The sequence below is a fragment of the Streptomyces sp. NPDC048424 genome (genome assembly GCF_040651555.1).
Lineage (GTDB): Bacteria > Actinomycetota > Actinomycetes > Streptomycetales > Streptomycetaceae > Streptomyces.
In genome coordinates this window covers 1-23,673 of record NZ_JBEZKE010000037.1, presented here as the reverse complement: position 1 = coordinate 23,673, position 23,673 = coordinate 1, and the positions used below count along the sequence as shown (strand labels likewise).

Here is a 23,673-nt window from a genome sequence, read left to right as displayed (position 1 = left end):
CGAACCACCGCCTCCCCGCCCGACGAAAAACCGCCGCCCCGCAGCCTGAAGGCTGCGGGGCGGCGGCGTGTCAGCGTCCCTCGTTCCCGCCGAACAGCGGCGGGTCCGGCGGCTTGGGGCCGCCGGTCTTGGTCGGCGTCGTCGTGGGCGTCGTCGTCGGTGTCGGGCCGGTCTTCGTCGGCGTGGGCTGCGTCGTGGGCGTCACCGGCGTCGTCGGGGACTGCGCCGGGCTGCTGGGGGAGGCCGGCGGGCTGGAGGACGGGCTCGTCGTGGGCGTCGGCGAGGCGCTGCGGGACGGCACCTGCTTGGGGCCCATGTCCGCGTCCGACACGTCGAACTCGCCGGTGTCCACGCCCTTGAGCGCGGCGAGCGTGTACGCCTTCCAGATCGAGGCGGGGAAGCTGGAGCCGCCCGCGCGTCCCAGGCCGGCGGTGCCGGTCAGGGTGACCTGGGTGTGGCTGCCCGGTTCCTCGCCGAACATCGCGACGACGGTGACCAGCTCCGGCGTGTACCCGGTGAACCAGGCGGAGAAGTTCGACTCACTGGTACCCGTCTTGCCGGCCGCCTCGTAGGCGCTGCTCCTGACCTTGTTGCCCGAGCCCCCCTCGTTGTTGACCACGCCCTGGAGCACCTTGGTGACGGTGTCGGCGGTCTTGCGGCTGATGGCCTGGCTGCCGATGGCCTGCTGGGGCGTGAACTCGCGCTCCTTGTGCTCGGCGCTCTTGACGATCGTCGGCGTGACCTTCTTGCCGTGGTTGTCGAAGCCGGCGTAGACGCCGGCCATCTCCACGGTGCTCGCGGTCATCGTGCCGAGCGCCATGGCCGGCCTGTCCTCGGGCCAGCCCTCGCGGTCGACCATGCCGAGGGCGAGGGCCGTCTTCTTCGCGTTCTGCGGCTTCACGTCCACGATCATCTGCGCGTAGACGGAGTTCACCGAGTGGTCGGTCGCCTCCTGGACCGTCATCAGGGGGGTGCCGTAGTTCAGGTTGTCCTGGTTCTGCGGGTTGAACGGGATCTTGCTGCCGAGGACCTGCCGCTTGCTGGTGCCGTCGTAGAGCGAGTTCGGCGTGATCGGCTTGCCGTCCTGGGTCTTCGACCCGTTCTCCAGGGCGGAGGCGAGCACGATCGGCTTGAAGGTCGAGCCCGGCTGGTAGTCCTTGCGCAGGGCGTTGCTCTCGGACTTCTCCGTCAGGCCCTGGCCGCCGTACATGGCGACGATCGCACCGGTCTTCGCGTCCACGGAGGTCGCGCCGGCCTGGACGCTCTGGTCCTGGGGGCGGCCCTTGGTGTCCTTGCGGTCGAGCTTCGACTCCAGCTCGTCTTCGACGGCCTTCTCCAGCGCCGCCTGCTTCGCCTTGTCGACGTTGAGCGTGATGCTCCAGCCGCCTGCCGCGATCTGGGCGTCGGTGATGTTCTGCTTGTTCAGCTCGTCGTTGGCGGCCTGGACCAGGTAGCCCTTCTGGCCGTCCATGCCCGGGCGGGGCTTGGGCTTGATCGGCGGCGGGAGGGTCATGGTCTTGCGCTTGACCGGGTCCAGCTTGCCCATCTCGACCATGTTGTCGAGGACGGCGTTGAAGCGGATGTTGACCAGTCGCGTGCCGTTCGGGCCGGCCGTCGCCAGGTCGTACTGGCTGGGGGCCTGGATGACGGCGGCGAGGTAGGCGCCCTGCTCCAGGGTGAGCTTGTCGACGTCGACCCCGTAGAAGGCCTGGGCCGCGGCCTGGATCCCGTACGCGTTGCGGCCGTAGAAGTTCGTGTTCAGGTAGCCGACGAGAACGTCGTCCTTCTCCATGCGCTGGTCGACCTTGAGGGAGATCACCAGCTCGCGGAGCTTGCGGGTCGCCGACTGGTCCTGCGTCAGGTAGTAGTTCTTGACGTACTGCTGGGTGATCGTCGAGCCACCGGCCTTGCCCTTGCCGGTGGCCGTGTTGAACAGGCCCCGGGCCACACCCATCACGTCGATGCCGCGGTCGCTGTAGAACGACTTGTTCTCGATGGCGATGAAGGCGGTGCGGACGTCCTCGGGGATCTTGTCGATCGGGACGATCTCGCGGTTCGTGTCACCGGTGCGGGCCATGATCGAGCCGTCGGAGTACCGGTAGGTGTTGCTCTGGAGCGTGGCCTGCTTGTTGGGGTCGGTGGGTTCGTCCACCGAGAAGTACAGGATGATCGCCGCGGCCATGAGGAGGAGGATCCCGCCGAGGAACGTCCCGAGGATCTTCTTCCACGTGAAGAAGCGACGTATGCCGCTGCGTTTGCCGGCGCCGCCCTTGCCCTTCGCGCCGTTGGCGCGTCTGCTCGGCGCACGCCCCGCACCGCGCTGCTGCGCCTTACGCACTTCTGCTCGGCCCATCGCTCCCGCTCCGCTCGATTACCCCCCCGACGTCAGCTCAGAAAGCTAACACCGCAGGCTGTGACAAAGGATGGTCAACCGTGACCAATACCGGTCAATTCGGACGTGAGAATCAGCACCCACATCACTGGAACCGACGCTCACCTAAGCCGAAGGGTTGCCGCAACGCAAAAAAGTGATATCACTTTGCTAGACGGTCCGAGCGGCCGCGACCAGAGAAACGGGGCAAAAGATGACGAACCAAATCGCCACACCGGACGGGGCACGGGAGTTCACCGCGCGCAGCGTGGGCGGCGGTCTGGCCCTACTCCTCGGTCTGGCAGGCCTGTTGGCGGGCGGCGGCCTCATCGCGGCGGGCGCGGTGGCGACGGCCGCCGCTGCCAAGGCGGCGCTCATCGCCGGCGGCGTGCTCACGATCCTCGGCTCCGTGATAGCGATGAGCGGCCTGAACACGGTGGCGCCGGGCGAGGCCCGGGTCGTGCAGCTGTTCGGCCGCTACCGGGGCACGATCCGCACCGACGGACTGCGCTGGGTCAACCCGTTCACCTCGCGCAAGGTGATCTCCACCCGGGTGCGCAACCACGAGACGGCCGTCCTGAAGGTCAACGACGCCTACGGCAACCCGATCGAGCTGGCGGCGGTCGTCGTGTGGCGGGTCGAGGACACCGCGCGGGCCACCTTCGAGGTCGACGACTTCACGGAGTTCGTCGAGACCCAGACCGAGGCGGCGGTCCGGCACATCGCGATCGAGTACCCCTACGACGCGCACGACGAGGGCGGTCTGTCGCTGCGCGGGAACGCCGAGGAGATCACCGAGAAGCTGGCGGTCGAACTGCACGCCCGGGTCGAGGCGGCCGGCGTGCACATCATCGAGTCCCGCTTCACGCATCTCGCGTACGCTCCGGAGATCGCCTCCGCGATGCTCCAGCGCCAGCAGGCGGGCGCCGTCGTGGCGGCCCGCAAGCAGATCGTGGAGGGCGCGGTGGGCATGGTCGAGCTCGCCCTGACCCGCCTGGCGGAGGAGGACATCGTGGACCTGGACCCGGAGCGCAAGGCCGCCATGGTCTCGAACCTGATGGTCGTCCTCTGCGGCGACCGCGCGGTCCAGCCGGTGGTCAACGCGGGAACCCTCTACCAGTGACCCCCGGCGGCGAGCAGAGCCCGGCGGGCCGGCAGGCACGCAAGCAGGTGCTGCTGCGGCTCGATCCGCAGGTGTACGAGGCGCTGGCGCGCTGGGCCGGCGAGGAGCTGCGCAGCGCGAACGCGCAGATCGAGTTCCTGCTCCGCCGCGCGCTCGCCGAGGCCGGCCGCCTCCCGTCCAGCCCCGGCCCCATCCCCCGCCGCGGGCGCCCCCCGAAGTCCACGGACTGACCACGTCCGGGGGTCGGACCGTGCTCCGCGCGGTCCGGCCCCCGCTTCTCCGCCCTCTATACACTGCGCGTATACACACGGTGTAGAGTCGCGGGCATGTCCATCGGTCACACGCTCCTGGGCCTCCTCGAGGCCGGCCCGCGCCACGGCTACGACCTCAAGCGCACCTTCGACGAGAAGTTCGGCCACGATCGTCCCCTCGCCTACGGGCAGGTCTACTCGACCATGTCCCGCCTCCTGAAGAACGGCCTCGTCGAGGTCGACGGCGTGGAGAGCGGCGGCGGTCCCGAACGCAAGCGGTACGCCATCACCGACGCCGGCATCACCGACGTCGAGGCCTGGCTCTCCCAACCCGAGAAGCCCGAGCCGTACCTCCACTCGACCCTCTACACCAAGGTCGTCCTGGCCCTGCTCACCGGCCGCCGCGCCGACGAGCTGCTGGACACCCAGCGCGCCGAGCACCTGCGCCTCATGCGCATCCTCACCCAGCGCAAGCGCAAGGGCGACATAGCCGACCAGCTCGTCTGCGACCACGCCCTCTTCCACCTGGAGGCGGACCTGCGGTGGCTGGAGCTCACGGCGGCCCGCCTGGACCAGCTCGCGCGGGAGGTCCGCCGATGATGACCCCGGCCGGTTCCCTCCTCGCCGCGACGGACCTGCGCAAGGCGTTCGGAACCACCAAGGCCCTCGACGGCGCCGAGTTCTCCATCCACCCCGGCGAGGTCGTCGCCGTCATGGGCCCCTCGGGCTCCGGCAAGTCGACGCTGCTGCACTGCCTCGCGGGCATCGTCCCTCCCGACTCCGGCTCCATCACCTACGCCGGCCGCGAGCTGACCTCCATGAGCGACGCCGAGCGCAGCGAGCTGCGCCGCACCGAGTTCGGCTTCGTCTTCCAGTTCGGCCAGCTCGTACCGGAGTTGACCTGCGTGGAGAACGTCGCCCTCCCGCTGCGCCTGACCGGCGTCAAGCGCAAGGAGGCCGAACGCACCGCCCTGCACTGGATGGAGCAGCTCCAGGTCGAGGACCTCGGGGCCAAGCGGCCCGGCGAGATATCCGGCGGCCAGGGGCAGCGCGTGGCCGTCGCCCGCGCCCTGGTCACCCGCCCCCGGGTGATCTTCGCCGACGAGCCCACCGGAGCCCTCGACTCCCTCAACGGCGAACTCGTCATGCAGCTGCTCACGGAGGCCGCCCGGTCCGCGAACGCCGCCGTCGTGCTGGTCACGCACGAGACCCGCGTGGCCGCGTACTCCGACCGTGAGATCGTCGTGCGCGACGGGAAGTCCCGCGACATGGAGCGGATCGTATGAGCCGGCTGCGGGTCTGGGCCCGCGATCTCGGCATGGGCACCCGCTTCGCCTTCGGCGGCGGCCGCGAGGGATGGATCCGCACCCTGCTCACCGGTGTCGGCGTCGGTCTCGGCGTCGCCCTGCTGCTGATCAGCACCGCGATCCCCGGCGCCCTCGCCGCGCGGTACGAACGCGGCGACGCACGGTCGACGCTGAACTCCCAGCGGGCCGACGCCCCCGGGCCCGGCACCCTGCTGATCACCCGCATCGGCCAGACGTACCACCACAAGGACATCGAGGGGCACATGCTCCGGGCCGAGGGCCCGGACGCCCCGCTGCCGCCCGGCCTGAAGCGGATCCCCGGCCCGGGCGAGATGGCCCTCTCCCCCGCCCTCGACGCGTTGCTGAAGTCCTCCGACGGCGCCCTGCTGCGCGAGCGGCTCGACGCGCGGGTCAGTGAGATCGTCGGCGACCCGGGGCTGGTCGGCCCCGGCGAACTCCTCTTCTACCTGGGCAGCGACACCCTCCAGAAGAACGGCGCCGAGGACTACCGCGTCCAGCGCGTCACCGGCTTCGGCTACGACGCGGAGCGCGAGGGCCTCGACCCCGTGCTCATGCTGATGGTCGTGCTGACGTTCGTCGCCCTGCTGATGCCCGTCGCCGTGTTCATCGCCACCGCCGTCCGCTTCGGCGGGGAGCGGCGCGACCGGCGGCTCGCCGCGCTGCGGCTGGTCGGCGCCGACAGCAGGATGGTGCGCCGGATCGCGGCCGGCGAGGCGCTGGCCGGCTCTCTGGTCGGACTGGTGCTGGGCACCGGCTTCTTCGCCGTCGGCCGTTCCCTGGTCGGCAGCATCAGCCTCCAGCAGCGCAGCGTCTTCCCCGCCGACCTCGACCCGGCGCCCTGGCTCGCCGTCCTGGTCGCCCTCGCGGTGCCCGCCGCGGCGGTGGCCGTGACCCTGTTCGCGCTGCGCGGTGTGGTCATCGAGCCGCTGGGCGTCGTCCGTACGGCCAAACCCTCCCGGCGCCGCATCTGGTGGCGGCTGCTGCTCCCGCTCGTCGGGCTCGGACTGCTGGTGCCGATGGGCGGCCGCGGCAACGACCACGGCCGGTTCAACCAGTGGCAGGTCTCCGGAGGCGTGGTGCTCCTGCTGGTCGGGATCACCGTGCTGCTCCCCTGGCTGCTGGAACGTTTCGTCGCGAAGATGTCCGCCGGCCCGGTCTCCTGGCAGCTGGCCGTGCGCCGGCTCCAGGTCAACAGTGGCGCCGCCGCCCGCCTCGTCAACGGCATCGCCGTGGCCGTCGCGGGCGCCATCGCCCTCCAGATGCTCTTCGCGGGCGTGGAGGGCGACTACACCAAGTCGACCGGCCAGGATCCCGGCAGGGCCGCCGTCGCGGTCATGCTGACCCGCGACGCGGAGACGCGCATGGACGACCTCGCGCAGCGGATCTCCGCCGTGCCGGGCGTCACCCGCGCCGTACCCCTGACCTCCACGCAGGCCGCCCACCAGGTGCCCGCGGAGGAGACGGTCCAGGTGACCATCGGCACCTGCGACGCGCTCGGCGAGGTCGCCACGCTCGACTCCTGCGAGGAGGGCGACTCCTTCGTCCTGACCGGCTCCCCCTCGGAGGACCTCTACGGGGGCACGGCGAAGCCCGGTGACGAGCTGTTCGTCGGCAACGTCCGGGGGTACGGGGCCGGGTCCGAACCCGGGACCCCGGCGAAGTGGCAGGTCCCCGCGGGCGCCCGTACGGTCCCCAGCCGCGAGGACCCCACCGGGCAGCTGCGCACCGGCCTGCTGGTGACCCCGTCGGCCGCGCCGAAGGAGATCGGCTCGTTCCCGGACGCGCGGATCTTCGTCCAGGTCGACGAGTCCGGTCCGGACGCCCTGGACCGGGCGCGCAACGCCGTCTTCAAGACGGACCCGTTCGTCACGGCGATGACGCTACGGGATACAAAGCAGGCCGCCGGCTACTCCTCGATCCGCACGGGGCTGTTCTTCGGCGCCATCGCCGTGCTGGTGCTGATCGGCGGAAGCCTGCTCGTCTCCCAGCTGGAGCAGCTGCGCGAGCGCCGGCGGCTGCTCTCCTCCCTGGTCGCCTTCGGCACCAAGCGCTCCACGCTGAGCCTGTCGGTGCTGTGGCAGACGGCCGTGCCGATCGTGCTGGGCCTGGTGCTGGCGGCCGGGGCGGGCGTGGGGCTGGGCGCCGTCCTGATGAGCATGGCCGCCACGCCCGTCCGGATCGACTGGCCGTCGGTGCTCGGGATGACGGCGGCCGGCGCGGGTGTGGTGGTCGTGGTGACCCTGCTCAGCCTGCCGCCGCTGCTGCGGCTGATGCGCCCGGACGGCCTGCGCACGGAGTGACCGCCGCGCGCCCCCGACCCGTACGCCCCTGACCCGTACGCCCGTTCCCCGCGGCCCCCGCCGAACCTCTAGTCGGTGGCCCACACCGGGAGCGGGCGTACGGCTTCGCGCAGTGCGGCGGCGATCGCCCGGAACTCCTCCTGGCGGGCCGTCCCGGTGCGCATGGCCAGCGCGATCCGCCGCGAGGGGGCGGGCTCGGCGAAGTACCCGGTGGACAGGTACTCGTTGCGGGCGGTCTCCAGCCGCAGCGCGGTGCGCGGCAACAGCGTCACCCCCAGCCCGCCGGCGACCAGCTGGACGAGGGTGGAGAGCCCCGCGGCGGTCGTCGTGACGTCCGCCCCGGTGGTGCGCCCCGCCTCCCTGCAGATGTCGAGGGCCTGGTCGCGCAGGCAGTGCCCTTCGTCGAGCAACAGCAGCTGCAGTCCCCGCAGTTCCTCCAGCGGGATGTCCCGGCGCCCGGCCAGTGCGTGCTCCCTGGGGGCGAGCAGCACGAAGTCCTCGTCGAAAACGGGCAGTTCGGTGACCCCGGGGACCCCGAGCGGCACCGCCAGCAGGAGCAGGTCCAGCCGTCCGGTGGCCAGCCCCTCCAGCAGGGTGGCGGTCTGCTCCTCGTGCACCTGGAGGTCCATCCGGGGGTAGCGCCGGTGGAAGAGCCCGAGCACGGTCGGCAGCAGGTACGGGGCCACGGTGGGGATCACCCCGAACCGCAGGATCCCGGTGAAGGGGGCCCGTACCGCCTCGGCCTCCTCCAGCAGCCCGCCCATCGCGTCGAGCACCAGCTGCGCCCGGGCCGCGATCCGTTCGCCGGCCGGGGAGAGCAGCACCTTGCGGGTGGTGCGCTCCAGCAGCTGCACGCCGAGGGCCTCCTCCAGCGCGGAGACGGCTCCGGAGAGCGCCGGCTGGCTCATCCCGATGGCCGCGGCGGCGTCCCGGAAATGCAGGTGTTCGGCGACCGCCGCGAAGGCGCGCAACTGTGCGAGGGTCGGCTGCTTCGCCCCCCTGTTACCCACGGCCACTGATAGGTACCTCCGATCACCCGCCACAAGACTAGCTATTTCCGCAATCAATGCAGGTGTGTCAGCATGTGAGATACGTCCAACCCCAGCGGAAAACCCCCAAAAGGGGCTATTTTCCATTTCTCAAGGAGAGCGCGTGCTCACTGTTGGTGACAAGTTCCCCGCCTTCGACCTGACCGCCTGCGTCTCGCTCGAGGCCGGAGCCGAGTTCGCGCAGATCGACCACAAGACCTACGAGGGCAAGTGGAAGGTCGTCTTCGCCTGGCCGCTGGACTTCACCTTCGTGTGCCCGACCGAGATCGCCGCCTTCGGCAAGCTGAACGACGAGTTCGCCGACCGCGACGCCCAGGTCCTCGGCTTCTCGCTGGACTCCGAGTACGTGCACCACGCCTGGCGCAAGGACCACGCCGACCTGCGTGACCTGCCCTTCCCGATGATGTCCGACATCAAGCGCGAGCTGTCGGCCGAGCTGGGCATCCTCGGCGAGGACGGCCTCCCGATGCGCGCCGTCTTCATCGTGGACCCGAACAACGAGATCCAGTTCTCGATGGTGACCGCCGGTTCCGTGGGCCGTAACCCCAAGGAGGTCCTGCGGGTCCTCGACGCCCTGCAGACCGACGAGCTGTGCCCCTGCAACTGGAACAAGGGCGAGGCCACCATCGACGCCGGCGCGCTGCTGGCCGGTGAGTGACGGATGTCCCTGGACTCCCTGAAGTCGGCCGTACCGGACTTCGCCAAGGACCTGAAGCTGAACCTCGGTTCGGTCATCGGCAACAGCGACCTCCCGCAGCAGCAGCTGTGGGGCACCGTCCTGTCCTGCGCGATCGCCGCCCGCTCCCCGCGCGTCCTGCGTGAGCTGGAGCCCGAGGCGAAGGCGAACCTCTCGCCGGAGGCGTACACCGCCGCCAAGTCCGCCGCCGCGATCATGGCGATGAACAACGTCTTCTACCGCACGCGGCACCTGCTCTCCGACCCGGAGTACGGCACGCTGCGCGCGGGCCTGCGGATGAACGTCATCGGCAACCCGGGCGTGGAGAAGGTCGACTTCGAGCTGTGGTCGCTCGCCGTCTCCGCGATCAACGGCTGCGGCCAGTGCCTGGACTCGCACGAGCAGGTCCTGCGCAAGGCCGGCGTCGACCGCGAGACGATCCAGGAGGCCTTCAAGATCGCCTCGGTGATCCAGGCCGTCGCGGTCACCCTCGACGCCGAGGCCGCACTCGACCTCGAGGCCGCCCTCGCCGCCGAGTAGCACCCGTACGACCGTCAGGGCCCCCGCAGCCGTCTCCGGCCGCGGGGGCCCTGCGCGTTCACTTCTTCAGCGCCGCCATCAGCGCCCGCGCGTCCTCGACCGCAGCGGCCACCAGGGGCTCCCGTTCGGGCCGCGCGGAGAGCGTCGCCTCCGGATCGGGGCCGCCTTCGAACCGGTCGAAGAACATCACCTCGAACAGGAACACCGCGCCGCCGTCGCGGACCCTCAGCCGGACCCCCTCGCCGCCGCCGGGGGTACTGACGAGCGCCTGTTCCCCCAGACCGGCGAGCGACTCCCACTGGCCGGTGCCGTCGGGACCGCTCCGGTCGTAACGGGAGCCGAGCTCGAACTCGGGCGTCGGATCGGTCTTCTTGTGCAGCTCGACCACGGCGGACACGAAGAACCCCCCGACGGCGGCCGAACGGTCACCGTTGCGACTGCAGGACGCCCAGTCCATGGCCGGATGCCGGCCGCCCTGCTCCGGGTCTGAGTCCGCGAAAGCGCCCAGCGCCCCGGCCAGGGCCGGCGCCTTGAACTGGTCGCACAGGTTCTCCGTGACCCGGTAGCGGATCTCCGGCTCGTTCAGCCGGTCCCCGTAGGCGTACAGTCCGCCCGCCCACAGCGCGGAAGTGGCCACGACCGTCGCCGCCACCCACCACCACGGCCGGCGCGGCCCCCGCGCCTCGCGCACCACCGTGTCCTGCGCGACCTCGGCCGGCCGCCCCGACTCCCACGCCCCGTCCAGCTCGGGCTCGGTGATCATCCCGCCCCCTATTTCCTCAGCGCCGCCATGAGCTCGCGCACGTCCTGGACCATGGCCGCCTGGACCGCGTTGGAGTCCGTGGCGGGCCGGCCGCCCTTCTCCGAGAAGGTGGTCGCGAACACGCGGAGGTTGAACACCGCACCGCCGTCCAGCACCTTGAGGTTCAGCCCCTGCTCACCGGCCCACGACGTCATCACGGCACGCTCACCGAGGTCCGGCACCTCTTCCGTCCGCAGGTCGCCGACGTTGGCGAGGTCGTCGACCGACGGTACGTCGAACTCCGTCGCGGGGTCGGCCTTCTTGTGCAGCTCGGTGTTCACGTACACGTAGAAGTCCCCGGGAGAGTCGGGGACGTTGTTCATGACGCACGCCGCCGCGTCCACGGCCGGGTGGCTGACCTCCTTGTTCACCGGTCTCTTGCGCAGGTCTCCGGTGATGCCGCTCAGCGACTGGGCCTTGAAGTCCGCGCACAGGTTCTTCGTCGCCCGGTACGCGACCGTGGGCGCCGCCAGCCGGTCCCCGAGGGCGTACAGCCCGCCGGCCCACACCGCCGACGCCACCACCACCCCGCCCAGCGCCCACAGCCACGGCCGCGCGGCGGCGGCCGCCGCCCGCTCGCGCGGCGCGAGCGGCTCGGCCGGCTCCGCCCGCTCCGCCGTGTCCCATTCCCCGTCCAGCTCCGGATCGGTGATCATGTCCGTCCCCCCCGCAGTGCCAAGTCCCGAGCGCCGCATCGGCATGCGCCCGTCCTTGATCATCGCAGTGTGCGAGCGGACTGGGCTAGGACCTGAGGTCCTCGTTGTCGGGTACGACGCCCAGGGCCGTCGAGCCGTGCGGGGCCGGACCGACCATGCCGGCTCCGTGGTGGCGCTGCTCGCGCGAGTACGCCCTCAGGTATCCCACCACCGTGTTGGTGACCGCCACCAGGGGAACCGCGACCACCGCACCGCCGATGCCGGCGACCATGCCGCCGGCGGCCACCGACAGCACCACCGCGAGCGGGTGCACCCGTACCGCACGGCCGAGGATGAAGGGCTGCAGCACGTGCCCCTCGATCTGCTGCACCGCCAGCACCACCAGCAGCACCATCAGGGCGGTCCACACGCCCTGGGTCACGAGCGCCACGACCACCGCGAGGGCACCCGAGACCACCGCGCCGACCAGCGGGATGAAGGCGAAGAGGAAGATGAAGACGGCCAGCGGCACCGCCATCGGCACGTCCAGGAAGTAGATGCCGAGGCCGATGAAGATGGCGTCGATGAGGGCGACGATGACCGTGCCGCGCACGTACGCGGTCAGCGTGCGCCAGGCCCGCGGACCGGCCCCGGCGACACCGGCCCGGGCGGCGTTCGGGACGAGGCCCAGGGCCCAGTTCCAGATGCGCTTGCCGTCGTAGAGCAGGAAGAGCGTCGAGAACATCGCCAGCAGTATGCCCGTGAGGACCTCGACGAGGACCGTCACGCCCTGCAGGCCGGCGGAGGTGATCTGCTCGGTGTTCGTGCCGATGGTCTCGCTGAGGTTCTTCGCGATGTCGTTGATCTGCTTCTCGGTCACGTGGAACGGACTGTCCAGTGCCCAGAGCTTGAGCTCGTTGATGCCGTCGCGGACCCGGTCGGACAGGTCGTCGAGGTTCTCCATGACCTGCCAGACCACGAACCAGCCGACGAGCCCGATGACCACGAAGCCGAGGATCGCCGTGACGGCCGTGGCCAGCCCCCGCGGCAGGCCCAGCCTGCGCAGCCGCACGACGAAGGGCTGGAGCATCGCGGTGACGAGCATGGCGGCGGCGAAGGCGAGGACGACCAGGCGGACTTCGCTGATCACCTTCATCAGCACCCAGAGCATCCCGGCGAGCAGCAGCAGCCGCCAGCTGGCCTCGGCGGCGACGCGCATCCCCCACGGGACGACGCTCGCCGGGTCGGGGCGCTCGGGAACGGCCGGCGCGGCCGGGTGCGGTGCGGGGGCCGGCGGAGCGGCAACGCTCGGTACGGGCGCTGCGGCGGGCGGCTCGGCAGCCTTCGGCGCGGGCGCGCCCGCGGCGGGATCCCGTAGGTCCCCACCGGTCTCGGCCTCGACCTCGGCGCGCCGCTCGTTGAGCCGCGCCTCCATCCGGTTCAGCCTGTTCCCGAGCCGGCCGAGCCAGCCTTCCCGCTTCGCCATGTCGCTTCCTTCCCCCGCCCCCGTGTTCGGGCACGCCTCGAAGACCGTACACGCGAGGAGCCCCGCACCGTAGGACGGTGCGGGGCTCCGGGCGGTTGAGCGTGCTCTAGTACCAGCCGTTGGCCTGGTGGTAGGTCCACGCGGCGCAGGGGCTGCCGTAGCGGACGTTCATGTAGTTCAGGCCCCACTTGATCTGCGTGGCGGGGTTGGTGCGCCAGTCCGCGCCGGCCGAGGCCATCTTCGAACCGGGCAGCGCCTGGACCAGACCGTAGGCGCCCGAGGACGAGTTCACGGCCTTGTAGTTCCAGGTGGATTCCTGGTTGATGATGTTCGAGAAGCACTGGAACTGGCCGGCCGGGACCATCTGCTGGGCGATGGCCTTGACCTGAGCGACCGTGTAGGAGCTCTGGGGGGCGAAGTCGCCGGCGTCACGGGCGGCGGAGCGGCTCGCGACCTCTTCCTTCGCCTCGCGCTCCTTCTTCGCCTTCTCGTCCGCCGCCTTCTGCGCTTCGGCCTTCTTGGCCTTGGCGTCCTCGGCGGCCTGGAGGCGGGCGCTCTCCTCGGCCGAGCGCTTGGCATCGGCGTCGGCGGCGTGAGCGATGGTGTCGGCCTGCTGCGTCAGGGACGCGCTCTGGACCTCCGCCTGGTCGCCGACCGGGATGTCGGCAAGGAGAGTCGCGCCGGAAGCGGTCGTCTCGAGATCGTTCGTGGGGTCGCCAGTGGCAACGCCCACGACTGCGCCGACGGTGGTGACCGCGGTGGCCGAAGCCACGGCGAACCCCCGGACCGAGATCCGGCTCACACGGTGTCCTTCCAGCAGCGTCCGCAGTGACCGCGCGGGCGCAAAAGTGCCCCTCGACTCTGGCCTCCGTGGTTCTACGGTCACTGGAGGCGCGGGCCCGTGGACAACTCCCTCGCGGGGGCTGCTCCGTGAAACTCCGGGCGGCATACGGCATTCGACTGTGGAGTTGTGGTGCTGCGCGTACCTCACGGGAGATACAGAAGTGCCGTATGCGGGGCCTGACGGAAACCAGACTCTGCCGGAACGCGACACCGCAAGGCAATTCTCCGTTGCGTGGGAAAGGTCACACCTGGCATGTCGCCGTCTGTTTCGCCAAAGGGCTGTGCAGCACGACGCCGCCCGGCTAGGCTCTCGGGCCTTTGCCGGGCGGCGCCAACTCACCTTCCCGCTATGAGGTTTTTGACCGTTTCGACCTCCCGGAAGGGGCCGTCGGGGTCAGAGGGTTTCGAGCATCTCGGTGACCAGTGCGGCGATCGGAGAGCGCTCGGACCGCGTGAGCGTGATGTGCGCGAAGAGCGGATGTCCCTTCAACTTCTCGACCACGGCGACGACTCCGTCGTACCGGCCGACCCGCAGGTTGTCCCGCTGGGCCACGTCGTGGGTCAGAACGACCCGTGAATTCGCGCCGATTCGGGACAGAACGGTCAGCAGGACGTTCCGCTCCAGCGACTGCGCCTCGTCCACGATCACGAAGGCGTCGTGCAGCGAACGGCCGCGGATGTGGGTGAGCGGCAGGACCTCCAGCATCCCGCGGTTCAGCACCTCCTCGATGACCTCCCGCCCGGCGACCGCCGAGAGGGTGTCGAAGACCGCCTGCGCCCAGGGGCTCATCTTCTCGGCGGCGTCCCCGGGCAGGTAGCCGAGGTCCTGGCCGCCCACCGCGTACAGCGGCCGGAAGACCATCACCTTCTGATGCTGCCTCCGCTCCAGCACCGCCTCCAGGCCGGCGCACAGCGCCAGCGCGGACTTTCCGGTGCCGGCCCGGCCGCCCATCGAGATGATCCCGATCTCGGGGTCGAGGAGGAGGTCCAGCGCGATGCGCTGCTCGGCGCTGCGGCCGTGCAGCCCGAAGGCCTCGCGGTCGCCCCGTACGAGCTTCACGTTGCCGTCCGCGGTGACCCGGCCGAGCGCCTTGCCGCGCTCGGACTGCAGGACCAGTCCGGTGTGCACGGGCAGCTCGGCTGCCTCGGGCACGTAGAGGCGCTCCTCCGAGTAGAGGAGGTCCACCTGCTCACCGGAGAGGGCGACCTCGCTCATGCCCGTCCAGCCGGCATCGGTGATCGCGAGCTCCGCCCGGTACTCCTCCGCGATCAGCCCCACGGAGGAGGCTTTGATGCGCAGGGGAAGATCCTTCGAGACCACCGTCACGTCGTAGCCCTCGGCCTGCAGATTGCGGGCGACGGCGAGGATCCTCGAGTCGTTGTCCCCCAGTCGGAAGCCGGCGGGCAGGACACCCGGGTCGGAGTGGTTGAGCTCGACGCGCAGGGTGCCGCCCAGATCGCCCAGCGGGATGGGGGCGTCGAGGCGACCGTTGCGAACCCGGAAGTCGTCGAGCAGGCGCAGGGCCTGGCGCGCGAAGTAGCCGAGTTCGGGATGGTGCCTCTTTGCCTCCAGCTCGGTGATCACCACGATCGGGAGCACGACCTCGTGCTCGTCGAAGCGGGAGATCGCGTTGGGGTCTGCCAGCAGGACGCTGGTGTCGAGGACATAGGTCCGCCTGTCGGGCAGGCGGCGCTTCGTGCTGGTCACCACGGAAGGACGTACCCCCTCGGAAGAGGTCGGGCCATGAAGACCGGACCGGTCATCGGCACCCATGCCGGGGCCGATTTCCGGCCCTCCCACTCCGTCCGTGCGCATCGCACGTGCGTCCTGGTGCAAAGGGCCTCCCGGGCGGACGACCCCATGCCGTCCGCTGAGACTCGACACCCGTGGATCGGGCATCGACCTGAAAGGGATATTCCCCGATCAGGCCAGGCCATGCCATGGCATATGACGGACGCTCGGTGAATCCCTGGTGAAGGGTTCGAGGGGAGGGGCCGAGGGGACCTGCGGGGGACCTGCCGGGCCCCGCGCGCGATCAGGTGCCGTAGCGCCGGTGGCGGGCCGCGTAGTCGCGCAGGGCCCGCAGGAAGTCGACCTTGCGGAAGGCCGGCCAGAAGACTTCGCAGAAGTAGTACTCGGAGTGCGCGCTCTGCCACAGCATGAATCCGGACAGCCGCTGTTCGCCGCTGGTGCGGATCACGAGGTCCGGGTCCGGCTGGCCGCGCGTGTAGAGGTGCTCGGCGATGTGGTCGATGTCGAGGATCTCGGCGAGCTCCTCGAACGAGGTGCCCTTCTGCGCGTGCTCCAGGAGCAGCGAGCGCACCGCGTCGGCGATCTCCTGTCGGCCGCCGTAGCCGACGGCGACGTTGACGAGTATCCCGTCGACGCCGTGGGTGGCCTCCTCGGCCTCCTTCAGGACGCTCTGGGTCCCGGCGGGCAGGATGTCGAGGTTGCCGACGTGGTGGACGCGCCAGCGGCCGTCCGCGGCGAGGCCCCGGACGGTGTTCTCGATGATGTTGAGCAGCGGTCGGAGCTCGACCTCGGGCCGGTCCAGGTTGTCCGTGGACAGCATCCACAGGGTGACGACCTCGACGTCCGTCTCGGTGCACCAGCCGAGCATCTCGGAGATCTTGTCGGCTCCGGCCTGGTGGCCCTGTTCCGTCGTACCTCCGGACGCCTTCGCCCAGCGACGGTTCCCGTCCAGGATGACGCCGATGTGCTTGGGCGCCGCGTCATGGTCGAGGCGGCCTTCCACCCGGCGTGCGTAGAGCCTGTACACCAGGTCGCGCAGCTTCACGATCTTCCAGCCCCTCCGTGCAATGCCCCCGTGCCATTTGCGGTCTCCCCCGAGGCGGCCACATTACTGCGCGGTGGGATGGGGTACCCAACTCGGTCTGTCACAAGTCCGTGATAGGGAGGACAACGTGACTGATACCAATCCCTATCGGGCAGAGCCCTCGCGCTACGACTCCATGGAGTACCGGCGCACCGGCCACAGCGGCCTCAAGCTCCCCACGATCTCCCTCGGCCTCTGGCACAACTTCGGCGACGACAGGTCCCTGGAGTCCCAGCGGGCGATCCTGCGCCGTGCCTTCGACCTCGGCGTCACCCACTTCGACCTGGCGAACAACTACGGACCGCCGCCCGGCTCGGCCGAGCTCAACTTCGGGAAGATCTTCGCGCAGGACTTCGCGTCCTACCGCGACCAGCTGATCCTCTCCACCAAGGCCGGCTACTTCATGCACGAGGGGCCGTACGGCGAGTGGGGCAGCCGGAAGTACCTGCTCAGCTCGCTCGACGCGTCGCTGAAGCGGATGGGCGTGGACTACGTCGACATCTTCTACTCGCACCGCTTCGACCCGCAGACCCCGCTGGAGGAGACCATGGGCGCCCTCGCGTCCGCGGTCCAGCAGGGCAAGGCGCTGTACGTGGGCGTCTCCTCGTACACGGCGGAGCAGACGGCCGAGGCCGTGCGCATCCTGCAGGGCATGGGCGTGCGCCCGCTGATCCACCAGCCCTCGTACTCCATGATCAACCGCTGGACGGAGGAGGACGGGCTGCTGGACACCCTGGAGGACGCCGGCATGGGCTGCATCTCCTTCGCGCCGCTCGCACAGGGGATGCTGACGGCCAAGTACCTGAAGGGCATCCCGGCGGACTCGCGCGCCGCGCAGGGCAAGTCCCTCAACCCGGACCTGCTGTCGGACGAGGTGCTGCGCCGGCTCGTCGGCCTGAACGAGATCGCGGCCCGCCGCGGCCAGTCCCTGGCCCAGCTGGCGCTCAAGTGGGTGCTGCGCGACGAGCGGATGACGTCGGCTCTGATCGGTGCTTCCAGCGTGAAGCAGCTGGAGGAGAACGTGGCCGCATTGGCGTCCGCGCCGCTCTCCGAGGCCGAGTTGAAGGAGATCGACTCCTTCGCGGTGTCCACCCCCGGCACCAACATCTGGGCCCAGCGCGGCTGACCTGCGCATTCGTCTCACCGGCCGGTTGAAGGGCGGTGAAACGAAAAACGGGCCGGTCCGTGGGGGGGATACGGACCGGCCCGAGGGGGGGTTCCACCATAACCCTTCGTAAAGCATGCTGCGTGCATTGGCGCGCCACGATTACGCTCCGAAACCACCCAGCAGCACTCCGGTGAGTGCTCCGGCCGCCATGAAGGGGCCGAAGGCGAAGCCCTGCTCGCGGGTCCCGGAGCCGCGCAGCAGCAGCGTGAGGCCGTACAGGGCCCCGTAGAGGAGCCCCAGGAAGGCCCCCGCCGCCCATACCCCCCACCCGTACCACCCAAGAGCGACGCCCAGCGAGAGCGCCAGCTTGACGTCGCCGAAGCCCATCCCGGCGGGGTTGATCAGATGGAGCACCAGGTACGCGGCTCCGAGCGCACCGCCGCCGAGCAGCGCGAGCCGCCAGTCGCCCGCGGCGCCGGGCAGGAGGGCGGCCAGACCGAGCAGGGCCGCCGCCCCGGCCGCGAGCGGCAGGGTCAGTACGTCGGGCAGCCGGTGCACGGCGCGGTCCACGAGGGCGAGCAGCACGACCACCGGGGCGAGCCCCACGTAGACCAGGACCTCGGGCCGCGCCCCGACGGCCGCCCCGAGCACGGCGCAGAGCGCCCCGACGAGGGCGGCGAGGGGGGCGGCGCGCCTCCCGTAGGCGTGCGGGGCCGTGGCCGCGGGCGGCGGGGTGTCCGAGCGCCGCGCGACGACCCCCGCGGCAACCCGGCAGCGGGCGGGGCCGAGCCAGCCGCGCACCCGGTGCCGCTCCGGGCAGCGGTCACGCCAGGGCTCCCCCGACTCGACGGAGAGCCGGTACGCGGCACGCGGCAGCAGCGATCCGGCGGTGGCGCCGTAGCCGGCGGCGAGGACGATCAGGACGGCACCCATGCCGGCCAGCCTAGGGGCGTGCATTTCAGCCCGTCCGGCGTTTGAGGACCGGGTCCGGGCAGGACCTGGGGGCACCTCCCAGCGGTAGCTGGGGGAGAAACGGTGAAAGGGCGGGGCGGGGAGCAGCTCCGCGCAGCGGCACCCCGCCCCCTAGGCTGGCCCGCATGGCGAACTGGCAGGACGGCACCGGCACCCTGCACATCGACGCAGCCCGCATCCCCCTGGAGGTCGCCGCCTCCTACGGGGCCCGCACGAAGGGGCTGCTCGGCCGGGACGGGATCGAGGGCGCGCTGCTGCTGACCCCCGCCGCGAGCGTGCACACCTTCCGGATGCGGTTCGCGATCGACGTGGCCTACCTCGACCGGAACCTGCGCGTACTCGCCGTGGTCACCATGCCCCCGGGCCGCCTCGGGCTGCCCCGCCCGCGCTCCCGGCACGTCCTGGAGGCGGCGGCCGGAGCCATGGCCGGCTGGGGGCTGCACCCCGGGACCGCCGTCAAGGTGGACGTACCGGGGCGTCTCACGCCCGGCTAGGCGGCACCCCTTCGCGGCAGTAGGTTGGGGCGGTTGAGCTGGGGCATCAGGGGAGCGGCATGACGGAGAACGCGCGGATCAAGGCGCTGGAGCAGATCATGCCGGCGACGCACGGCGCCGACGAGGACATCGACTGGCCGGCGGCCGAGGCCGTCTGGGGGACCCGGTTCCCGGCCGATTTCATCGCGTTCATGGGCCGCTTCGGCGCGGGTTCCATCAACGGCGAGGCGAGCATCCTGCTGCCGCTGCCCAAGCCCGGACTCCAGTGGGACCCGGCGGAGATGGCCGAGGAGACCGAGAACGCCCGGCAGGCCTGGGAGACGGAGGGCGGCCGCGCCGCCTTCGACGTGGACCCGGAGGCGATCATCGCCTGGGGGGTCACCGGCGGCTCGGACATCCTGTGCTGGCTCACCTCCGACCCCGACCCGGACCGGTGGCCGGTCCTGGTCTGCGGGCGGCACACCGCCGACTCCTTCGCGGTGTATCCGTACGGCATGGCCGAATTCCTCTACCGGCTCTGCTCCGACGAGTTCGACGTGAGCCCCGTCAGCATCACCTTCTGGGACGGCGGCCACCTCAGCTTCGTGCACTGGCGCAAGGCCCAGCGGCGCTGGCAGGAGGGCCGCAACCCGGAGACGGGCGAGCCCGACCCGTACGCCGGCGAGTTCGCCGACTGAGCCACGGGGCCCCGCAAGGCCCTCGCCCACCCCCAGCCCGTTTCCGTGACCGGAAACGGGCTTTTCGGCATGTCTACGCGCGTCCGATTTGTTGATCACATATCGGAAAACACCAGCCGGAAAAGCCGCACTTGGAGCATTGACCACAACTGCGCCCCCAATGCAATCAACCACCCCTTCGTCGGGAGAGAATTCCGGCCAACGGGCACATCCAGTTACACCTCAGCCCGGAGCAACTCATAAGTAACAATGGGATTCAAAAGAAAATCAGGGGAATACACCCGTGCGACGAAGAATCTTCGGCACGACGGCCACCACGGTCGTGCTCGGCCTGTTGATGCCTCTGTCCGGATGTGGTGGCTCCGGAGACAGTGCAGGTGACAGCGGTACGCTGCATCTGGTCGCCGCCGAATACGGAGACAGCCCGGCCACCAGTTCCAAGCCCTACTGGGACAAGATGACGGCCGATTTCACCGAGGCCAACTCCGGAATCAAGGTCGACGTCAAGCTCCTTCCGTGGGCCGACATCGACCGCGAGGTCTCCCGTATGGTCAAGGCCGGCAAGGCGCCGGATGTCGCGCTCATGGGCTCTTACTCGGACTTCGCGGCCCAGGGCCAGCTCTATCCCGCGGACGAACTCCTCTCGGTCACCGCCGAGGCGAATTTCCTCCAGCCGCTCGCCGACGCCGGCTCCGTCGGCAACACCCTCTACGGCCTCCCCTTCGTCGCGAGCAGCCGCCTCCTCTTCTACAACCAGGCGCTCTTCACCAAGGCCGGCATCAAGGAGCCCCCGAAGACCTGGTCCGAGCTCAAGGCCGCCGCGAAGGCGCTCAAGGACAAGGGCGTGCCGTACCCGTACGCGCTGCCCCTCGGCCCGGAAGAGGCGCACGCCGAGGCGATGATCTGGGAGCTGAGCGGCGGCGGCGGCTACGCCGACAGCGCCGGCAACTACGCCCTGGCCTCCGACCAGAACATCAAGACGTGGGGCTGGGTCAAGGAGCAGCTGGTCGCCCCCGGCCTCACCGGACCGACCGCGCCCTCCAAGCTCAACCGCGCCGACGCCTTCGCCGCCTTCCTGCGCGGCGAGGTCGGCATGCTCAACGGCTACCCGTCGCTCGCCCACGAGGCGCGCGGCAAGGGCATCGGCGTCGGCACCATCGCCATGCCCGTCTCGGACGACCTCGGCGTCGGGGAGAACCCGCCGGCCGTCGGCGTGGCCGACTGGATGATGGCCTTCAAGCAGAACGGGAAGCGCGAGGAGATCGCCAAGTTCCTGGACTTCCTCTACCAGGACAAGAACCTGACGGAATTCGCCAACCGCTACCACCTGCTGCCCTCCACCGTCACCGCGTCGCGCACCCCGGCCGGCGGCGGCCTGGACAAGAACGACCAGCAGTTCCTGGACGCGCTGCGCGGCGCCCAGCTCTACCCGGTGAACGACCCGGCCTGGCTGACGGTCAGCGACACCATCAAGCGCAACATCGGCCGCGCCGTGGAACCGAACGGCGACCCGAAGGGCGTCCTCGAGGACATCGCCACCCAGGCGAACCAAGCCGCGAAGAAGAACTGAAAGATCCTCGACACGGGACTTTCGCCCCCTGCCGCAGAGCACCCCGTGCGGCACCATGGCCACTACGGCACTTGATCCAAGGCCGCGGCCCAGTCGCCCGCCGAGCACCCACAAGGTGCGCGGGGCGGCCGGCCCCCACTCGTCAGCGCTGCTGTCCGTGGTTCGGGTCGAACGCCGTCCGGTACTGCTCGCAGCTGGAGTTCCAGCGCAGCGTGCCCGTGAGCGTCCCGTAGCCCGAGCGCGTCACCGACCACTCCACCGCGTACTCGCCGGTGTCACAGGCGATCCGCTTGCCGCCCGCGACCTTCTCGCGCCCGGTCGCGGGCTTCCCCGACAGCTCCTTGCGCACCTGCGCCACCTCGACCCCCTTGGCCGTCCGCAGCACGGCACGCACGACGATCGGGTGCGTGCCCTCCTTGACCGTCACCGCCTTCTTCACCACCGTCGAGTCCGACACCGACCAGGCGAACTCGTACGAGGGCAGCCACGCCAGCGTCTTCGGATCGGCGACCTGGCGCTCGATCTCCGGCCCGTCGGGGTGACCGGGGCGGGTGACCGTCTTGTACTGGACCCCCGGGTAGAGCCGGAACTGCCCCTCCACCTTGTGCATCTCGTCCTTGGTCCACATCGACTTCATGCCCTTCTCGCCGCCTGCCGGGTCCTGGAGGTACGGCGCCTCCGCGGCGGTGGCCGGCTGGCCGAGGACGGGGGCGAGGGCCGCCGCGGCGGTGGCGAGGACGAGGGCTGCGATGCGGGTGCGCTTCATGCCCGGCCCAACGGGACCCTCCGGCGGGCCGGAACGACGCCGGGCGCGCTTTCACCCGTACGGGAGCGCCGTGGCGCCGTCGACGTACGCGGCGGCCGTCCTGACCCCGGGCCTGACCCCGGGCCTGGCCTCAGGCCCGGCCTCAGGCCTGACCGGTCTCGAAGCGGCTGATCCGGCCGCCGCCGGGGGCGATGACGAAGCGCCAGGTGGTGCGCATCTCGCCCCAGGTGTCGTTGCGGTAGTTGACGAGCAGGGTGCGGCCGCCGTCGGACTCGGACTGGACGTCCATGTGACCGCCGGAGTCGAAGATCTCCCGGTCGATCCACTCGTGGAGGTCACGGTCGGAGCCGTCGTCGGACATGGTCGCGTCGGCGGTGAGGACCGCGAGGAAGGCGTCCTTGTCGTGCGCGTTGACGGCGGCGACGAGGGCGCCGACGGAGGGGTCGGACAGTTTGCCGGGGGCGATGGCCACAGGAGCCTCCTGGTGGTGCGTACGGGTGCTGCGACCAGGGAACAACGCGGGTGGCTCCGCACGGCCGACCCTCACCCGTTCGCCGGGCGGACGGCGTGTCAGGGGGCGGTGCGGACCGGGAAACCGGTGGGGCGGCCCTGCTCCGCCAGCCAGTCCAGCACCTGGTCGAGGGCGTCGACGGTCTGCGCGCGGTTGCCGCCGCCGTCGTGGAAGAGGACCGTCGGGCCGTTGCCGATCTCGCGCTTCACGGCGTCGACGATGGCGGCCGTGCCGGGCTTGCCGAAGTCCTTCGTGTCGACGTTCCAGCCGAGCGGCCGCATCCCGTGCGCGGCGGCGATGCGCCGGCTGTCGGGGGTGAACGCGCCGCCGGGGGCCCGGTAGTACTCCACCTTCGCCCCGCTGCCGGCGGCTTCCTCTATCAGCTTCTGTGCGTCCAGGATCTGCTGCTCCTGGTAGGCGACGGGCTTCTTGTCCATGGCGGTGTCGTGGTTCATGGTGTGGTCGCAGAGCCGGTGACCGGCCGCGACCACCTTCTTGACGAGGTCGGGGTGGGCCTTGGCCTGCGGGCCGACCATGCAGAAGGTCGCCTTGACGTCGTGCCGTTGGAGGACCTCCAGCACCCTCGGGGTCCACCGGGGGTCGGGGCCGTCGTCGATGGTGATGTTGACGGCGTTCTCCCCGGCCTCCGACCCGTGGGCTATGCCCTCGGGTATCGCCTGCGGCCGCGACCCGGCGTCGCCGCCGGGGTCCGTCGGCCGGGATACGTTCTGCTGCGTGGCGGCCTTGCCCGGCTCCACCAGGGTCGCCACTCCCCACACGGTCGCCGCGACGGCGGCGGCCGAGGCGACGACGACCACACCGGCCCGAATGCCCTTCTTGCTCATGAAGTGTCCACTCCCCATCCGCTTTGTGAGCGTTCCGTGGATCAGGACGTCCACCAGCACCGAGGAGTTCCAGTCAATTGGGCCTTAAATTCCACGTAATGACACCAAAGTGACTGATGGGACTTTAGTCCCGATCCCCAACTCCAGCCGGGCCCACGGGCAGTGTGAGTCCGAGGGCCCGCGGTGCGGCACTACTCCTGGGGCTCCGCCCCAGCCCCCGCGCCTCAAACGCCGGCGAGGCTGGATTTTGGTGCGGCGAAGCCAGAGGTGGTGTGGCGGGGTTGGACGGTGCGGGTCAAAGATCGGGGCTCCGCCCCGGACCCCGCGCCTCAAACGCCGGCGAGGCTGGATTTTGGTGCGGCGAAGCCGGATGGCCACAGAGCCTGGGATCGGACCGGGCCGGTTGGGGCGGGGTCGGGTGTGTGTCGGGGTGATCCCCGCAGGGCGTCGAACGCAAGGTGCCCAGACGCTCCGACCCCCCGACACGTT

General features: G+C 70.5%; 23 protein-coding genes. 11 read left to right on the top strand and 12 right to left on the bottom strand.

What is annotated here, in order from left to right; translation table 11 throughout:
* Positions 1 to 70: 70 nt before the first annotated feature.
* The gene (locus AB0D29_RS33640; protein ID WP_362859470.1) at positions 71 to 2,353 is read right to left on the bottom strand and encodes a transglycosylase domain-containing protein; all 2,283 of its coding nucleotides are present in this window, start codon (positions 2,351 to 2,353) and stop codon (positions 71 to 73) included.
* A 232-nt stretch (positions 2,354 to 2,585) separates the two neighbouring features.
* Between AB0D29_RS33640 and AB0D29_RS33635 the strand changes: the two genes are divergently transcribed.
* The 5 genes from AB0D29_RS33635 (at position 2,586) to AB0D29_RS33615 (ending at position 7,373) form a co-directional block, all read left to right on the top strand.
* Entirely contained in the window at positions 2,586 to 3,494 is a 909-nt protein-coding gene (locus tag AB0D29_RS33635; RefSeq protein ID WP_362859468.1) for an SPFH domain-containing protein, read from the top strand.
* The gene (locus AB0D29_RS33630) at positions 3,491 to 3,724 is read left to right on the top strand and encodes a hypothetical protein (protein ID WP_030713938.1); all 234 of its coding nucleotides are present in this window, start codon (positions 3,491 to 3,493) and stop codon (positions 3,722 to 3,724) included. Before AB0D29_RS33635 ends, AB0D29_RS33630 begins: the two co-directional genes overlap by 4 nt.
* A gap of 96 nt (positions 3,725 to 3,820) precedes the next feature.
* On the top strand, positions 3,821 to 4,345 hold the full coding sequence (locus AB0D29_RS33625; protein ID WP_266380636.1) for a PadR family transcriptional regulator: 525 nt from the start codon (positions 3,821 to 3,823) through the stop codon (positions 4,343 to 4,345).
* Positions 4,342 to 5,031: an ABC transporter ATP-binding protein gene (locus AB0D29_RS33620; RefSeq protein ID WP_362797484.1), complete on the top strand. Its 690-nt coding sequence runs from the start codon at positions 4,342 to 4,344 to the stop codon at positions 5,029 to 5,031. Before AB0D29_RS33625 ends, AB0D29_RS33620 begins: the two co-directional genes overlap by 4 nt.
* Positions 5,028 to 7,373, top strand: coding sequence for an FtsX-like permease family protein (locus AB0D29_RS33615; protein WP_362859466.1), 2,346 nt, complete (start codon positions 5,028 to 5,030; stop codon positions 7,371 to 7,373). The genes AB0D29_RS33620 and AB0D29_RS33615 overlap by 4 nt, the downstream gene beginning before the upstream one ends.
* 68 nt (positions 7,374 to 7,441) lie before the next feature.
* On the opposite strand, the gene AB0D29_RS33610 is transcribed toward AB0D29_RS33615, so the two are convergent.
* A complete protein-coding gene (locus AB0D29_RS33610; protein WP_362859464.1) occupies positions 7,442 to 8,389 on the bottom strand; it encodes a hydrogen peroxide-inducible genes activator in 948 nt (315 codons plus the stop codon).
* A gap of 136 nt (positions 8,390 to 8,525) precedes the next feature.
* On the opposite strand from AB0D29_RS33610, the gene AB0D29_RS33605 reads away from it, so the two are divergent.
* The gene (locus AB0D29_RS33605) at positions 8,526 to 9,080 is read left to right on the top strand and encodes a peroxiredoxin (RefSeq protein WP_030713953.1); all 555 of its coding nucleotides are present in this window, start codon (positions 8,526 to 8,528) and stop codon (positions 9,078 to 9,080) included.
* A 3-nt stretch (positions 9,081 to 9,083) separates the two neighbouring features.
* Positions 9,084 to 9,638 (top strand): alkyl hydroperoxide reductase, encoded by a 555-nt coding sequence (locus AB0D29_RS33600; protein ID WP_362859462.1) that lies wholly within the window; start codon positions 9,084 to 9,086, stop codon positions 9,636 to 9,638.
* A gap of 58 nt (positions 9,639 to 9,696) precedes the next feature.
* Here the strand turns inward: AB0D29_RS33600 and AB0D29_RS33595 are convergent, their stop codons facing one another.
* From AB0D29_RS33595 to AB0D29_RS33570, 6 genes are all read right to left on the bottom strand, one after another.
* Positions 9,697 to 10,401 (bottom strand): hypothetical protein, encoded by a 705-nt coding sequence (locus AB0D29_RS33595; protein ID WP_362859460.1) that lies wholly within the window; start codon positions 10,399 to 10,401, stop codon positions 9,697 to 9,699.
* 8 nt (positions 10,402 to 10,409) lie between these two features.
* Positions 10,410 to 11,096, bottom strand: coding sequence for a hypothetical protein (locus tag AB0D29_RS33590; protein WP_362859459.1), 687 nt, complete (start codon positions 11,094 to 11,096; stop codon positions 10,410 to 10,412).
* Between the two features lie 85 nt (positions 11,097 to 11,181).
* Positions 11,182 to 12,561 carry an AI-2E family transporter gene (locus tag AB0D29_RS33585; RefSeq protein WP_362859457.1) on the bottom strand — a complete coding sequence of 460 codons (1,380 nt, stop codon included), beginning with the start codon at positions 12,559 to 12,561 and terminating at the stop codon, positions 11,182 to 11,184.
* A gap of 106 nt (positions 12,562 to 12,667) precedes the next feature.
* The gene (locus tag AB0D29_RS33580) at positions 12,668 to 13,363 is read right to left on the bottom strand and encodes a transglycosylase SLT domain-containing protein (protein WP_362859455.1); all 696 of its coding nucleotides are present in this window, start codon (positions 13,361 to 13,363) and stop codon (positions 12,668 to 12,670) included.
* A gap of 435 nt (positions 13,364 to 13,798) precedes the next feature.
* The gene (locus AB0D29_RS33575; protein ID WP_362859453.1) at positions 13,799 to 15,115 is read right to left on the bottom strand and encodes a PhoH family protein; all 1,317 of its coding nucleotides are present in this window, start codon (positions 15,113 to 15,115) and stop codon (positions 13,799 to 13,801) included.
* Positions 15,116 to 15,440: 325 nt separating this feature from the next.
* Positions 15,441 to 16,202 (bottom strand): isoprenyl transferase, encoded by a 762-nt coding sequence (locus AB0D29_RS33570; protein ID WP_030713982.1) that lies wholly within the window; start codon positions 16,200 to 16,202, stop codon positions 15,441 to 15,443.
* A 127-nt stretch (positions 16,203 to 16,329) separates the two neighbouring features.
* Between AB0D29_RS33570 and mgrA the strand changes: the two genes are divergently transcribed.
* The gene (mgrA, locus tag AB0D29_RS33565; protein WP_362859451.1) at positions 16,330 to 17,367 is read left to right on the top strand and encodes an L-glyceraldehyde 3-phosphate reductase; all 1,038 of its coding nucleotides are present in this window, start codon (positions 16,330 to 16,332) and stop codon (positions 17,365 to 17,367) included.
* A gap of 141 nt (positions 17,368 to 17,508) precedes the next feature.
* Here mgrA and AB0D29_RS33560 read toward each other — a convergent pair whose 3' ends face one another.
* The gene (locus tag AB0D29_RS33560; RefSeq protein ID WP_362859449.1) at positions 17,509 to 18,282 is read right to left on the bottom strand and encodes an A24 family peptidase; all 774 of its coding nucleotides are present in this window, start codon (positions 18,280 to 18,282) and stop codon (positions 17,509 to 17,511) included.
* 164 nt (positions 18,283 to 18,446) lie between these two features.
* Here AB0D29_RS33560 and AB0D29_RS33555 point away from each other — a divergent pair, with 164 nt between their 5' ends.
* The 3 genes from AB0D29_RS33555 (at position 18,447) to AB0D29_RS33545 (ending at position 21,062) form a co-directional block, all read left to right on the top strand.
* Positions 18,447 to 18,815: a DUF192 domain-containing protein gene (locus AB0D29_RS33555; protein WP_362859448.1), complete on the top strand. Its 369-nt coding sequence runs from the start codon at positions 18,447 to 18,449 to the stop codon at positions 18,813 to 18,815.
* Between the two features lie 59 nt (positions 18,816 to 18,874).
* Positions 18,875 to 19,492 carry an SMI1/KNR4 family protein gene (locus AB0D29_RS33550; RefSeq protein WP_362797510.1) on the top strand — a complete coding sequence of 206 codons (618 nt, stop codon included), beginning with the start codon at positions 18,875 to 18,877 and terminating at the stop codon, positions 19,490 to 19,492.
* A 337-nt stretch (positions 19,493 to 19,829) separates the two neighbouring features.
* Positions 19,830 to 21,062 carry an extracellular solute-binding protein gene (locus AB0D29_RS33545; protein WP_362859523.1) on the top strand — a complete coding sequence of 411 codons (1,233 nt, stop codon included), beginning with the start codon at positions 19,830 to 19,832 and terminating at the stop codon, positions 21,060 to 21,062.
* 142 nt (positions 21,063 to 21,204) lie between these two features.
* On the opposite strand, the gene AB0D29_RS33540 is transcribed toward AB0D29_RS33545, so the two are convergent.
* The 3 genes from AB0D29_RS33540 to AB0D29_RS33530 all read right to left on the bottom strand — a co-directional run bounded on the left by AB0D29_RS33540 (position 21,205) and on the right by AB0D29_RS33530 (position 23,184).
* Positions 21,205 to 21,828: a hypothetical protein gene (locus tag AB0D29_RS33540; RefSeq protein WP_362859446.1), complete on the bottom strand. Its 624-nt coding sequence runs from the start codon at positions 21,826 to 21,828 to the stop codon at positions 21,205 to 21,207.
* Between the two features lie 142 nt (positions 21,829 to 21,970).
* On the bottom strand, positions 21,971 to 22,300 hold the full coding sequence (locus tag AB0D29_RS33535; RefSeq protein ID WP_362859445.1) for a nuclear transport factor 2 family protein: 330 nt from the start codon (positions 22,298 to 22,300) through the stop codon (positions 21,971 to 21,973).
* Between the two features lie 98 nt (positions 22,301 to 22,398).
* A complete protein-coding gene (locus AB0D29_RS33530) occupies positions 22,399 to 23,184 on the bottom strand; it encodes a polysaccharide deacetylase family protein (protein ID WP_362859443.1) in 786 nt (261 codons plus the stop codon).
* Positions 23,185 to 23,673 lie beyond the last annotated feature (489 nt).

Bases quoted from the DNA above. Each gene is read 5' to 3' on its own strand.
- AB0D29_RS33640 (WP_362859470.1), bottom strand. From the start codon at position 2,353: ATGGGCCGAGCAGAAGTGCGTAAGGCGCAGCAGCGCGGTGCGGGGCGT.
- AB0D29_RS33635 (WP_362859468.1), top strand. From the start codon at position 2,586: ATGACGAACCAAATCGCCACACCGGACGGGGCACGGGAGTTCACCGCG.
- AB0D29_RS33625 (WP_266380636.1), top strand. From the start codon at position 3,821: ATGTCCATCGGTCACACGCTCCTGGGCCTCCTCGAGGCCGGCCCGCGC.
- AB0D29_RS33620 (WP_362797484.1), top strand. From the start codon at position 4,342: ATGATGACCCCGGCCGGTTCCCTCCTCGCCGCGACGGACCTGCGCAAG.
- AB0D29_RS33615 (WP_362859466.1), top strand. From the start codon at position 5,028: ATGAGCCGGCTGCGGGTCTGGGCCCGCGATCTCGGCATGGGCACCCGC.
- AB0D29_RS33600 (WP_362859462.1), top strand. From the start codon at position 9,084: ATGTCCCTGGACTCCCTGAAGTCGGCCGTACCGGACTTCGCCAAGGAC.
- AB0D29_RS33595 (WP_362859460.1), bottom strand. From the start codon at position 10,401: ATGATCACCGAGCCCGAGCTGGACGGGGCGTGGGAGTCGGGGCGGCCG.
- AB0D29_RS33590 (WP_362859459.1), bottom strand. From the start codon at position 11,096: ATGATCACCGATCCGGAGCTGGACGGGGAATGGGACACGGCGGAGCGG.
- AB0D29_RS33585 (WP_362859457.1), bottom strand. From the start codon at position 12,561: ATGGCGAAGCGGGAAGGCTGGCTCGGCCGGCTCGGGAACAGGCTGAAC.
- AB0D29_RS33560 (WP_362859449.1), bottom strand. From the start codon at position 18,282: ATGGGTGCCGTCCTGATCGTCCTCGCCGCCGGCTACGGCGCCACCGCC.
- AB0D29_RS33555 (WP_362859448.1), top strand. From the start codon at position 18,447: ATGGCGAACTGGCAGGACGGCACCGGCACCCTGCACATCGACGCAGCC.
- AB0D29_RS33550 (WP_362797510.1), top strand. From the start codon at position 18,875: ATGACGGAGAACGCGCGGATCAAGGCGCTGGAGCAGATCATGCCGGCG.
- AB0D29_RS33545 (WP_362859523.1), top strand. From the start codon at position 19,830: ATGCCTCTGTCCGGATGTGGTGGCTCCGGAGACAGTGCAGGTGACAGC.
- AB0D29_RS33540 (WP_362859446.1), bottom strand. From the start codon at position 21,828: ATGAAGCGCACCCGCATCGCAGCCCTCGTCCTCGCCACCGCCGCGGCG.
- AB0D29_RS33530 (WP_362859443.1), bottom strand. From the start codon at position 23,184: ATGAGCAAGAAGGGCATTCGGGCCGGTGTGGTCGTCGTCGCCTCGGCC.